Annotated in this window: 11 protein-coding genes and 1 pseudogene; 7 read left to right on the forward strand and 5 right to left on the reverse strand. The window is 70.2% G+C overall.

Features of this window, described 5'->3' with window-relative positions:
- A pseudogene (locus AOK23_RS03410) lies at positions 1-856 on the forward strand (hypothetical protein); the annotation flags it as partial.
- A gap of 117 nt (positions 857-973) precedes the next feature.
- Here the strand turns inward: AOK23_RS03410 and AOK23_RS03415 are convergent.
- Entirely contained in the window at positions 974-2,947 is a 1,974-nt protein-coding gene (locus AOK23_RS03415; protein ID WP_055711258.1) for a YncE family protein, read from the reverse strand.
- A gap of 160 nt (positions 2,948-3,107) precedes the next feature.
- Between AOK23_RS03415 and AOK23_RS03420 the strand changes: the two genes are divergently transcribed.
- Both AOK23_RS03420 and AOK23_RS44405 read left to right on the forward strand, forming a co-directional pair.
- A complete protein-coding gene (locus AOK23_RS03420; protein ID WP_055711259.1) occupies positions 3,108-3,956 on the forward strand; it encodes a helix-turn-helix domain-containing protein in 849 nt (282 codons plus the stop codon).
- Positions 3,916-4,188, forward strand: coding sequence for a DUF397 domain-containing protein (locus AOK23_RS44405; RefSeq protein ID WP_079049259.1), 273 nt, complete (start codon positions 3,916-3,918; stop codon positions 4,186-4,188). The genes AOK23_RS03420 and AOK23_RS44405 overlap by 41 nt, the downstream gene beginning before the upstream one ends.
- A gap of 79 nt (positions 4,189-4,267) precedes the next feature.
- Here AOK23_RS44405 and AOK23_RS03425 read toward each other — a convergent pair whose 3' ends face one another.
- Complete coding sequence (locus AOK23_RS03425) at positions 4,268-5,332, reverse strand: SGNH/GDSL hydrolase family protein (RefSeq protein WP_055711260.1); 1,065 nt, start codon at positions 5,330-5,332, stop codon at positions 4,268-4,270.
- A 741-nt stretch (positions 5,333-6,073) separates the two neighbouring features.
- Positions 6,074-6,250 (reverse strand): hypothetical protein, encoded by a 177-nt coding sequence (locus tag AOK23_RS47640; RefSeq protein ID WP_157877927.1) that lies wholly within the window; start codon positions 6,248-6,250, stop codon positions 6,074-6,076.
- A 189-nt stretch (positions 6,251-6,439) separates the two neighbouring features.
- Here AOK23_RS47640 and AOK23_RS03430 point away from each other — a divergent pair, with 189 nt between their 5' ends.
- A complete protein-coding gene (locus AOK23_RS03430; RefSeq protein ID WP_157877928.1) occupies positions 6,440-7,300 on the forward strand; it encodes a toll/interleukin-1 receptor domain-containing protein in 861 nt (286 codons plus the stop codon).
- 54 nt (positions 7,301-7,354) lie between these two features.
- Here AOK23_RS03430 and AOK23_RS03435 read toward each other — a convergent pair whose 3' ends face one another.
- Positions 7,355-7,873, reverse strand: a complete 519-nt coding sequence (locus AOK23_RS03435) for an SMI1/KNR4 family protein (RefSeq protein WP_107102717.1) — start codon at positions 7,871-7,873, stop codon at positions 7,355-7,357.
- Between the two features lie 67 nt (positions 7,874-7,940).
- On the opposite strand from AOK23_RS03435, the gene AOK23_RS03440 reads away from it, so the two are divergent.
- Complete coding sequence (locus AOK23_RS03440; protein ID WP_055711263.1) at positions 7,941-8,720, forward strand: alpha/beta fold hydrolase; 780 nt, start codon at positions 7,941-7,943, stop codon at positions 8,718-8,720.
- Between the two features lie 15 nt (positions 8,721-8,735).
- Here AOK23_RS03440 and AOK23_RS03445 read toward each other — a convergent pair whose 3' ends face one another.
- On the reverse strand, positions 8,736-9,083 hold the full coding sequence (locus AOK23_RS03445; protein ID WP_055711264.1) for a MerR family transcriptional regulator: 348 nt from the start codon (positions 9,081-9,083) through the stop codon (positions 8,736-8,738).
- A gap of 561 nt (positions 9,084-9,644) precedes the next feature.
- Here AOK23_RS03445 and AOK23_RS03450 point away from each other — a divergent pair.
- Both AOK23_RS03450 and AOK23_RS03455 read left to right on the forward strand, forming a co-directional pair.
- Positions 9,645-10,193 (forward strand): Uma2 family endonuclease, encoded by a 549-nt coding sequence (locus AOK23_RS03450; protein ID WP_055711265.1) that lies wholly within the window; start codon positions 9,645-9,647, stop codon positions 10,191-10,193.
- 359 nt (positions 10,194-10,552) lie between these two features.
- Positions 10,553-11,810 (forward strand): helix-turn-helix domain-containing protein (locus AOK23_RS03455; protein ID WP_055711266.1); only part of this gene is annotated, 1,258 nt, incomplete at its 3' end.

Consider the following 11,810-nt stretch of genomic DNA (forward strand, 5'->3'; position numbering starts at 1 on the left):
GCTGACCGCGGCCGGCCGCGGCGGACTCGACCTCAAGCACGTCAAGTCCCTCACGCTGACCCCGCGTTCGCGGTCCGGGCAGGCCTGGATGATGGACGCCTGGGGCTGGGCGCCGGGCACCCCGGCGGTCACCGCCGCCGCCCTGCCGCGCGTCGACATCGGCCGGCTCAGGGTCAAGGAGGGCGACTCCGGCACCCGCACGTACCGCGTTCCGGTCACGGTCTCCGGGCACGGCAGCGGCAAGGTCCGCTTCTCGGTCCTGGACCGGGACACCGGACGCACCGTGGACAGGACGATCACCGTACGGCCCGGGGCGAGCCCCATCGACGTGCCGGTCGTGGTCAAGGGCGACACCCGCTTCGGTGACGAGGAGCGGCACTCCCTCCTCGCCAAGGCCGTGCGCGGCGCGGTCGTCGGCTCGTACGCGGGTGGGGTCACCGTGGAGGACGACGACCCGGCGCCCGTGATGAGGCTGAAGCCGGTCGCCGGCCGGGTGACCGAGGGCAAGAAGCTGACCTGGCGGGTGACGTTCTCGGCGCCCGCCGAGGTCGACGTCCGCCAGGACGTCCGGGTGCTGCCGGTCACCGAGGGCGTCGAGCTGTCCACCAAGGACGTGGACCCGCGATGGCTGGAGAACTTCGGTGAGCGGCCCAGCCCGGAGCGCCCGCTGTCGCAGTCGGGCGTGTGGATCACGGTCGACGTCCCGGCGGGTCGCACCACCGCCGACTTCACCGTCCCGACGGTGAAGGACCGGGTGACCGAACCGGCCGAGTCGCTGCGCCTGGCGCTGGCTGACTGGGACGGCGAACCGCTGCCGGGCCTGGAGTCGACGGGGACGGTCGTGGACGCCTCGTAGGCCACACATCGCAGGACGCGCCTCGCCGGACACGCGTCCGGAACGCGGAGGGGGCATGGACCGTCATCGGTCCATGCCCCCTCCGCCGTGCTCGGCCCGCGGACCGAGCGTGGCGCGTCAGCTGGTGAAGATGAAGTACTTCCAGGCGCCGTACGTCGTGGTGTTGACGTTGTCGCCGGACGTCGTGTCGTGGTACTCGGAGCGGAACCGGAAGCGGACGTTCGTGGTCGGGGTGCCCGTCAGGGTGATGTCGGACCCGCCGGACGTGCCGAGCGAGAAGTACTCCGAGCCCGCGTCCCGCCAGGCGCCCTGGTAGTAGGCCTGGAGCTGGAGGCGCTGCTTGCGGCCCGGGTAGTACGTCATCGTCGTCTTCAGGACGGGGTCCTTGGACTTGTGGACGTAGTGGTACTTCTGGCCCCACGCCGTCTGGGTCTTGTAGTAGCCGCCGATCGAGGACGAGATCCTGACCTTGGTGTAGACGGTGTTGGTGACCGTCCTCGGCTTGTAGCGGGCGTCGCCCGCGAACTTCACGGACACCTTGGTGTCACGGGTCAGGTCGAGGGTGGCCGACAGGTTGCCCGAGGAGTTCACCGTCCCCGACCTGACCAGCTTGTTCGGCTTGTCGGAGCCGTACGGGTCGGTCCAGATCTCCAGCTTGCGGTTCTTGTACGTGGTGCCGAGGTGCGCGGTGAACGTCACGTCCGCGCCGTACGCGTAGGTGTTGCGGTTCTTGTTCAGCGTCAGCGTGGGCGTGGCGCGGGACACCTCGACGGTGTCGGAGGCGGAGCCCGGCGCGTGGTCGGCGTCGCCCGCGTAGCGCACCGTGTACTTCACCTTGCCGCCGACGGTCGGGGTGTCGGAGAAGGAGTACGTGCCGTCGGCCGCGACCGTCACGTCCGCGAGGGCCTTGCCCGACGTGGACTCCAGATCGGTGCGGGTCACCGACAGCTTCACCCCGGCCGGGAGGGCCGCCTTCGAGGTGACCTTACCCGTGACGGTGAGCTTCTTGGCGCGGGTGGCCGTGGCCGGGGCGTTCACGCTGACCGTGGTGGTGGCCCTGGTGGGGGCCTCCAGCACGCGCAGCGAGTACACGCCCTCGTCGTTGTAGGTCACCGCGAACAGGCGGGACGCGTCCGGCGCCCAGCCCAGGCCCGAGTCGGGCAGCTCGTCGCCGCCGCTGCTGCCACCGGTGTTCGGGAAGTCGTACTCCCGGACCGAGGTGGTGGAGCCCGGCTTGTAGACGTAGATGTCCGGCTCGTAGATGCCGTCGATACCGGCCGCGACGGTCCCGTCGGACGCCACGGCGACCGAGTTCGGGTAGCTGTCGCTGGCGTAGGTGCCGTCCGCCGTCAGGTCGGAGGTCTTGAACACCTGGTGGTGGTACGGGGCACCGCTGGCCACGATGACGCGCTGCCCGTCCGGGGTGACCGCGAGGTCGCCCATGTTCGAGCCGCCGGTGCCCACGGCCGCCGTGCGGCTCGCGGTGCCCGACGCGACGTCGTACACGGCGAGCTTGCTGCCGCCGGGCTCGCCCGCGACCAGGGCGGCGGCGCCGGGCGCCGCGTCCAGGATCGGCGCGTCGTACCACAGGTGCGTGGTGTCCTGGTCGAGCGCGACCACGGGCTGCTCGCCGGAGAGGTCCAGCGAGCCGAGGTCACCGCTGCCGGCCGCGCCGTAGCCGAACCAGACCTTGCCGCCGGCCAGCGCGACGCTCACCGGGGCGTCGCCCACGGTGTAGCGGGCGGACTCGGTGTTCGTCGCCGTGTCGACGGCCACGACGGCGTCCGCGTCCCGCACCGCCGCGTACAGCGTGCCGGAGTCGGCGGACAGCTCCAGGCCCTGGACGCCGGGCAGGTTCGTCAGCTGCTTGACGACGATGCCGTGGAAGTCGGTGACGACGATCTTGCCGCCCTGCGGGTCGCTGATGAAGACCCGCTGGTGGACGCCGTCCACCACGATGTCCGCGCTCGACGCGACCGGAAGGACCATGGTGCTGTCGGCCGCCGCCGGGGCGGCCGTCCCGACCGCGAGCGCGGCCGAGCTGAAGAGGACTGCCAGCGCGGTGGCAGCCGGAAGAGTGCGGATACGCACGTTTTCGAACCCCCCGGAACGAAAAGCGAGAGAGCGCCGCGTATGTCTGTTCGACTCGCGGGCGAGTGAGCGAAGACTAAGTCACGCCTCTGACAGAAGCGCCACGGGGGTCCTTCCCTCTTCGACCACGCGCCCGTGCTCGCATGGTTACGCTCGGTTCATGTCGAACGTGCGCCGACTGGACCCCAGTGCCTCGCCGTTGGACTACTTCGGCTCGGAGCTACGCCGCCGCAGAGAGGAAGCGGGCCTGACGCAGGGGGACCTGGGCTCAGCGATCTTCTGCACGGGTTCCTTGGTGGGGCAGATCGAGACGGGCAACAAGGTTCCGACAAGAGAGTTCGCGGAGCGCCTGGACGCGGCGCTGATGACGGACGGGCTGTTCTCACGGCTGGTGGGGCTGGTGCTGCGCAGCCAGTTGCCCTCGTGGTTCCAACCGTTCGTTGAGATGGAGGCGAAGGCCGTATACATCGCCTCGTATCAGGCGCAGGTTGTCTACGGCCTGCTTCAAGCGGAGGCCTACGCGAGGGCGCTGTTGAGAGTCGGACAGCCGGACCGGCTCGACGAGATGGTGGCCGCACGGATGGAGCGGCAGCGTGTGCTGCTGCGCGATCAACCGCCGGTGCTGTGCGTGGTGCTCGAAGAGGCGGTGTTGCACCGCGAGGTTGGCGGACCGAAGGTCATGCGCGACCAACTCGCCCATCTCTTGGGCTGCTTCGACAAGCCCGAGACCGTGCTTCAGGTCCTGCCGTACTCGGCCGGTCAGCACACTGGAATGATCGGCGCGTTCACGCTTCTGCGCTTCGACAGCGACCCTGACCTCTTCTACGCCGAGGGCTACGACTCTGCCCATATGACGGCCAATTCGCAGGTCATCAGGGAACGCGTCCTCGGCTACGCTCGCCTTCAGGCCGCAGCCCTGTCCGCGGAGGACTCGGCGGCACTGATCGCGCGGATGATGGAGGAGCGTTATGAGCGGCATCCAGGATCTGGCGGCGTCGCGGTGGCGTAAGTCCTCGTACAGCAGTACTAATGGCGGTGAATGCGTCGAGTGCGTCCCCCTCGGCACCGCCCAGTGGATCAAGTCCTCCCACAGCGGCAGCAACGGCGGCGAATGCGTCGAAGTAGCCCCCCTCACCCCCCACATAGCCGTCCGCGACTCCAAGAACCCCGGTGGCGGAACCCTCACCCTCTCTGCGGCGGCCTTCTCCGCTTTCCTGGACCACGTAGCCGGCGGCCGATAGCCGTAGCCGTCGAACGGCGAGCGGGCCGCCCGCGTCGTCGCGTGCGGCCCGCTGTTCGGGTCGTGTCACCCGCTGCCCGTCAGCTCTCCTCGCCCGCGCGGCGTCGGCGCGCGACGTAGACCGCGGCGGCACCGAGCGCCAGGACCGCGGCCCCCGCACCCGCGATGACCGGCGTGCTGCTCGACCCGCCGGTCTCGGCGAGCCCTCCGTTCGTCTTCGGGTCGTTCGCCCCCTTGTCCGTGTCCGAGTCCCCGTCCGTGCCGGTCTCGGGCGTGGCCGGCTCGCTGGGGGTCGGGGACGCGCCGGGGCCGGGCGCGTCGCTCTTCTCGAGCACCGCCGCGAACGCTCCCGCGATCACCTTGTGGCCCTCGGCGTTGGGGTGCGGGTCCTTCTTCGTGCACGCCCAGGTCAGCTGGCAGATCTTGGCCACGTTCGCCGGCACCTCGCCCACGCCGGGAGCGTTCACCTGGGTGGTGAAGTCGTCCGAGGAGAAGGCCGTGGCGACGTCCGCCACCTTGAAGCCGGTGGACTTGTAGACCTGGGTGATCCCCGAGTTGGCGGCCTTGAGCAGGGGCGCCGACTCCTTGGCGGCCTGCTGCCCCGCCGGGCCCTGCACCCAGGCCGCCAGGAACGGGTTGTGGTACGTCGCGCCCACGAACTGGGTGTTCTTCCCGCCCGCCTGGCGGAGCGCGCCCGCGATCTGGGCGAGGTTCTTCGCCATGCTCTGGCTGCGGCTGTTCAGGCACGCACCGTCGAGGGCGCCGACCGGGCTGACGCAGTTGAGGAGGATGTCGTTCGCGCCGACGCTGAGGGTCACGTAAGCGACCTTGCCGCGGTGCTCGGCCATGGCCTTCAGCGCGGCGTCCAGTTGGGACTTGGCGTTCGGGTAGTCGCACTTGCCGCCGCTGATCAGGGACTCGGTGGTCTCAGCGGTGCAGCCGAGGCGTATGTGCTTCAGCCCGGGGGTGCGCTGCTTGAGCTGCGCGTACAGCTGGTCGGTGTAGGCGGAGTCGGTGTCCTTGTCCACGTCCGGCTGGTATCCCGAGGCCAGGGAGTCGCCGAGCGAGATGTAGTACGTGGCGTCCTGGCTGTCGCTCGCCTCGTCGGCGGCGGCCAGTCCGGGCGTGCCCAGCGCGATCGTCATGGCGGCGACGGCCAGAGGGGGGCCGAAACGCTGAAGGGATCTCTTCACTTGTGTGCGCTTTCTAGTGATGGGGGGTGAATGCCCGAGGAGCGGAGTGAGGCTCGCCTCAAAGCAGTGAAACTCGGCCGCTACGGCTTTCCGGGCACCCGAATGTGGCCTTCTTGTGAAGGTGTAGGGGGGCTTTCTCCGCGGGTTGTATGCCTGTTTGGCCGCACCTCGGAGACGCGGCGTCAATCTAGCAGTGCTGAAGGGGAATTCGGTATGGGGGACCGACAAAGCAATGGCCGTTACGACACGTGTAATCAGCAGAAAGGCTCGTCCGTCCGGGAATTGGTGACCGGACCCGTTGGTAGCCATTCGCTGAGTGATCACCGGCCGGCGGCAGTCCCGCGATCAGTCCGCCACCTGCACGGGAGTCGAACCGCGCCGAGCTCGACGGAGGCTTTACGCGCCATGGTTGGCCAGTTGTTCGACAAGTCGACTAAACCGAGGTCCGCATGTTCGGCGGGTCGAATAAGGCGGCCGACCGTGAAATGGGGTCCGGACTTCAACTCGGCGCGAGCAAGCGTGAATTAATGGCCCGACAGAATGCCGGACCTCTGTTTGGCTCGCCTCGGGCGGCAGCCCCATCCCGCCAAGGGCTCGACGGCGCCGCCGCCCTTCTCCGCCTTCCCGAACCACGACTCGCCGGGCTGGATCTCCGCCGGGCGACGATCGGCCGAGAGGGTGGGCGGGCTGTGGTCAACCGGTGAACTGATCGAGCAGCCACGTGAGACCGGCGCGGGCGATCCCGGCGGTGAGCCCTCCCAGAGCGGCTCCGGCGAGACGGAGGCCTTCACGGCGGGTCAGTCGCGGCCGGTCCGCGCGACTGTCGGTACGGGGTGAGGTGGCGCGCGGGGTCTCGTGAGGGTTCGTCATGTCTCGACAGTGGGTCTCCCCGGGAAGACCTACCGCATGAGGCGAACGACCTCCGATCGCATCCGACCCCCGGCACACGGTCGCGAACTCCACCGAACGGGCCACCGGTTCGACGGAGTTCGCTCTGGTTCGGTGTCGTTCGCCGGAGGCGTCCTGGCGGGTGGCACTACGGGGGAGGGGCGGAACACCTTGGCCGAGCACGACGAGGGGAACCACCGGGCGGCTTCGTACGCCGAGGCGCTTGAGGCGCAGGCAAGCGCGTTGAGGCAGTTGCGTGCCGAGCGCGGTCTCAAGTCGTACAGCGAGATCAACAAGCGGGCTCTCGCGCTGACGGGCGGGCGGGAGAGGCTGCCCAAGGCCACACTGCACGCCGCTTTCAAGGGCCACTACTTGGGTCTTGACCGGCTGATGCTGCTGGTTCGGGTCCTGATGTCCTGGGACGAGTACGGAGAGGGGTGCACCGTGGTGCCCCACAGGGCCGGTGTTCTCGCGCCGTGGCGCTCCGCCTGGTCGCACCTGGCCACGCTGCGCCCCGGGCCGCGATCCGCCCGGCCGGGCGGCAGTGCCGAGGGGGCGACGGCGCCCGCCCGGCTCTCACAGCCGAACGGCATGTGGATCTATGTCAGTTACGCGGGACCGGATCGCCTCTGGGCGGAGTGGGTGGCCTGGCAGTTGCAGCAGGCCGGACACCAGGTCCTGATCGATGTCTGGGACTGGCACGCGGGAGACGATTTTCACGAGGCCATGAAGCGGGGTCTGGCCCAGGCCGATGCCCTGGTGGCCCTGTTCTCCCACTCCTACTTCGAGCAGGGCCGCTGGACGGGCACCGAGATCGAGGCCGCCCTCGCCCAGGGCAAGCGCCTGATACCGCTGGCCATCGAGTACGTCCCCCACGACAGCATCCCGGAGAACCTGACGAAGAGGCTCCGCAAGGACCTCTGGGGACTGGACGAAGCAGCCGCCGCGGCCGCCGTACTCGAGGCGGTCGGCGGCAGCAAACGCCCACACACCCCTCCGACGTTCCCCGGCGCCCTGAACGCGCGGCTGTGAGCGCGCGCCCGGTCTCGGCCGTCTACTCGTCTCGGCCGGCCGGCCGGCGCGGCGTCACGCGGGGTTCGCCTCGTCCGCGAAGTCATCGGCGGCGGTGAGATGGGCGAGGAAAGAGGGGAAGTCCGGGGCGAGGGGCAGCTCGGAGTTGTCGTCCGCGTCGAACCAGGTCACGGACGGTTCCCCTTGTCGGCCGCAGGCCCGGTAGTCGAGCCCGATCCAGTGGTGCCCGTCACCCGAGATCAGCACCACGTCCGTCGGCAGTCCCCACTCTTCGACGAGGTACGGGCTGTCGAGCATGGACAGGGTTCGTGCACGGTGGCCGATGCCCAGCACGCTGTCGAACGGGACGTGGTCGGCACTCCATGAGGTCGGCCGGTGTGTGGGGAAGGCGTTGTGGGTGTCGTCGACCTGGCCGCCGTTCCGGTCGCGGAGCAGCCGTAGCAGCGAGCCGGGGAGCGTGACGCCCAGCAGGCGCTCGGCCTCCTGGATCGCTCGGTCGGTCAGAGGTGGCTGCACCCCGTGGTCGCCGTCGGTGTCCCAGAAGCGGGGCCGGTGATCGTCGACGCCTGTCATGACCGGCATCGTAGGCGGGCCGTAGCGGGGCGGTAGGTTCTCCCTGTCTGGGTTGAGGGGGGAACGCGTGCGTAGTGCTGTGGTGACGGAGGCCGGGGATCGGATCCGGTGGGTGGAGTGGGCGGGGGACGAGCCCTGCCGGGTGTATGTGCACGGGCTGGGGGCCGCTTCGGGGCCGTACTTCACGGCCGTGGCCACGCATCCGGCGCTCGCCGGGCGGCGGTCGCTGCTCGTCGACATGCTGGGGCACGGGATCAGTGACCGGCCGACGGACTTCGACTACTCCCTGGAGGCGCACGCCGACGCGCTCGCCCGGGCGCTGACGGCCGCGGGGGTCGCCGGCGCCGAACTCGTCGCGCACAGTATGGGCGGCTCCGTGGGGATCGTGCTGGCGTCCCGGCACCCGGAACTCGTGTCGAGGCTGGTGATGATCGACTCCAACCTCGATCCGCTCACACCCGCCCACGGCGTCGTCGGGAGCAACGGCATCGCGGCGTACTCCGAGGAGGAGTTCCTGGCCGGCGGCTGGGCGGAGTTCGCCGAGCTGGCCGGAGCCGCGTGGTGGGCGACGATGCGGCTGGCCGGGCGGGAGGCGCTGTACCGCAGTGCCGTCCGGCTCGCCCGCGGCACCCGCCCCACCATGCGTGAGCTGCTCCTCGACCTGAAGATCCCCCGCACCTATCTCCACCCCGAGGCGGACGGCCCGCTGCCCGGCGCCGACGCCCTCACCGCGTCCGGCGTGAGCGTCGTCCCCGTCCCGGACTGCGGCCACAACGTCATGCTCGACAACCCGGAGGCGTTCGTACGGGCGACGGCAGCCGCGCTGGCCGACCGACGGGGCCGCTGACGGGCCCGCTCACGATCAGGCCGGGGACCTCGGCCGGGACGTGCCGCCGTCCCGCGCGCGCAGCTCCTCGTTGATGCGCAGGGCCTCTTCCAGCTGGTCCTCGAGGATGACGATGCGGCAGGCGGCCTCGACGGGGGTGCCCTGGTCGACGAGTTCACGGGCCCGGGCGGCGATGCGCAGCTGGTAGCGGGAGTAGCGGCGGTGACCGCCTTCGGAGCGCAGCGGGGTGATCAGGCGGTGTTCGCCGAGGGCGCGGAGGAAGGCGGGTGTGGTGCCGAGCATCTCGGCGGCCCGGCCCATCGTGTACGCCGGGTAGTCGTCGTCGTCGAGATTGTCGGTGAGGCGGGAGCGGGCTGGGGGCACAGACCTCTTCTTTCGCGGACACGTCGGGGGGCCCGGGTGCCGTACGGCACCCGAGCCCCGAGCTTCTACCACCATCTACCGGCGCACTGCGCCGGCCTTCTGTATCCGCAGGGGCCGTCTGTGAGGACGGGGCTGCGGGGATCGCGAATGCGTGACCGGGGACCACCTTCCAATCCGGGGCCTGCGGCGTCCCGGGCGGATGTCTTCCGCGCCCGGGCGGATCCTGATGGTGTCTGCTCCTTACCTTCGATGATGCGGTCGTTCTTCCTGGATGACGCGGTACTGCTGGACCTGCACGCACGGCAGTTCATGTCTGCCGTGCCCTTTTCGACTTCCGGGTTACAAGGAAAAACGGTAGCTCGCCCACAGGGCAATGTCTACTGCGGCCGCTATAGATTTACTCACGGAGGACAGGGGGGAATTTCTGTCGCACAAGTGTCCGAGGTGAGCTGCTGGATGCGGAGCTGTGACGGCACACTCGTTCGAGTGAATGGCTCCGGATTCCCCGTGTGCGCTTCCGGTCTACGCTGAGAGCGTCGCGCTGAGCGAAGGAGGTCCGTCATGGCGACGGCGGAGCCGATCATCATGCCGGGGTGCCAGGGCGAGGCCATCTACGGTCCGTACGACGACCCTGACGGCGACAGCGACGATGGCAGCGGTGTGCCCGACCATACGGGCGCGAGCGTCGAGCAGGTCTTCGAGCTCTTCAGTGCGACGGCTCCCAAGGGCTGGCGCGTGGAGCTGATCGGAGGAGAGATCTGCGTGACGTCTCCGGTGAACGGGGAGCACGAGGAGATCGTCCCCGACCTGGTCATCGCCCCGAAGGGCAGTTTCAGTGACAGGGAGGAGTGGCACGACCCCTCCCCGGTCCTCCTCGTCGCCGAGGTCACCTCCGACAGCACCGCCGAGCGCGACCGCGAGCAGAAGATCCAGGGCTACGCCCGCGCCGGGATCCCGCTCTACCTGCTGATCGACAGGGAGGCGGGCGAGGCTGTCGTCCACGCCGAGCCCTCGGCGAACGAGTACGCCAAGAGCTCCAGGTGCAAGCTCGGGCTCACCGTGTCCCTGCCCGCGCCCCTCGGGTTCGAGCTGGACACGGCGGAGTTCTGAGGGGTCGGAGGGAGCCCTTCGGCCCCGTACTCCATCCGGCTCAGCGCGGGACGGCGCCGGCCAGGGCCATCAGGGCCGCCACCGCCAGCAGCGCGGCGACCAGGGGGCGGGTGTGGCGGGTGAGGAGTTCTCGGAACACGGCGACCTCGCAGCGGCTGCGGCGGCAGCGGGGGCGGCTGCCGGCGATGGGCTGAGTGGCTGAGCGGCGGAGGAGTCGAAGGGCTGAGCGAGTGGTCGAACGCGTACAGCGCGTCGCTCAACGTAGGGCTTTGGCCTACCAACGGCAAGAGGGCCGGGGCCAGTTGGGGTAAAGCGGCCGGCATAAGCGGGCTTACTGGCATGCTTACGTCATGGTAGGTATGGCCGAGCGTGACGACCCCGAGGTCATAGGGCGCAGAGTGCAGCAACTGCGGACGGAACGCGGCCTCACACAACGGCAGTTGGCGGAGCCCGCGTACACCCCCGCGTACATCTCCACCCTGGAGTCCGGACGCGTCCGCGCCTCGGAACCCGCCCTGCGGCATATCGCCGAGCGGCTCGGCATCGGATACGAGGAACTGGCCACCGGACGGCCCGCCGGCTTCGCCACCGCCCTGCGGCTGCGGCTCACCGGCGCGCAGCGCACCCTCGCCACCGGCGCCACCGAGGCCGCCGCCGAGGGCTTCGCGTCCGTGCTCGCCGAGGCCGACGAACACGGTCTGCTCGCGGAACAGGCCGACTCCCTGCTGGGCCTCGGCGAATGCGCCCTGGAGACCGGCGACCTGGAGACCGCCCGGCTCCGCTTCGAACAGGCCGAGCAGCGGCTCGGCGACGCCCCGCTGCCCGCCCGCGTCCCCGCCCTGCGCGGCCGGGCCGTCGCCCACTACCTCGCCGGTGAACTCCGCTACTCCTGCTACCTCTTCGAGTCCACCCTCGACGAGCTGAACCGCAACGGCCTGCACGACCCCGACGCCTTGCTCCTCCTCTACACCGGCGTCATCGCCCCCTACATGGACATGGGCGCCCACGCCCGCGCCGCCCAGGCCGCCGAGCTGGCCCTCGCCCTCGCCCCGCGGTCCGGCGACCCGGCCCTCGTCGCCCGGATGCACCGGTCCGTCGCCCGCACGATGATCGCCGAGGGGCGTATCGCCGAGGCCGACGCGTCGCTCGCCAAGGCCTCCGAGCTGTACCGGCAGCTCCAGATCCGCACCGAGCTGGCCAACTGCCACTGGATGCGCGGCTACCTCCACGCCCAGAACGGCGCCTACGACCGCGCCGAGGCCGAGCTGCGCGAGGCCCGCCGCATGCTCTCCGCCAAGCGCGCCACCCTCTACACCAGCCAGGTCGCCGTCGAACTCGCCGACGTCCTGCACCGCCGCGGCAAGTCCGACGAGGCCGCCGAACTGCTCCAGGAGGTCCTCGCCGACCTCAATTCCGAACGCGGCGCCCTGCACTCGGCCGCCGCCCACCGCCTCCTCGGCATCATCGCCGAGGACACCCGCGACACCGAGGCCGCCGAGGAGCACTACGTCCGCGCCCTGAGCCTGCTGGAGCGGGCCGGAGCGGCGGGCGACCTCGCCGACCTGTGCCGGCTGCTCGGCGACCTCTTCCGCCGTACCGGCCCGCTCCAGCAGGCTC

The sequence above is a fragment of the Streptomyces torulosus genome (assembly GCF_001419765.1).
Taxonomy (GTDB): domain Bacteria; phylum Actinomycetota; class Actinomycetes; order Streptomycetales; family Streptomycetaceae; genus Streptomyces; species Streptomyces torulosus.

Coding starts and splice junctions, on each gene's coding strand:
- AOK23_RS03420 (WP_055711259.1), top strand. CDS start 3,108: ATGTCGAACGTGCGCCGACTGGACCCCAGTGCCTCGCCGTTGGACTAC.
- AOK23_RS44405 (WP_079049259.1), top strand. CDS start 3,916: ATGAGCGGCATCCAGGATCTGGCGGCGTCGCGGTGGCGTAAGTCCTCG.
- AOK23_RS03425 (WP_055711260.1), bottom strand. CDS start 5,332: ATGACGATCGCGCTGGGCACGCCCGGACTGGCCGCCGCCGACGAGGCG.
- AOK23_RS47640 (WP_157877927.1), bottom strand. CDS start 6,250: ATGACGAACCCTCACGAGACCCCGCGCGCCACCTCACCCCGTACCGAC.
- AOK23_RS03435 (WP_107102717.1), bottom strand. CDS start 7,873: ATGACAGGCGTCGACGATCACCGGCCCCGCTTCTGGGACACCGACGGC.
- AOK23_RS03450 (WP_055711265.1), top strand. CDS start 9,645: ATGGCGACGGCGGAGCCGATCATCATGCCGGGGTGCCAGGGCGAGGCC.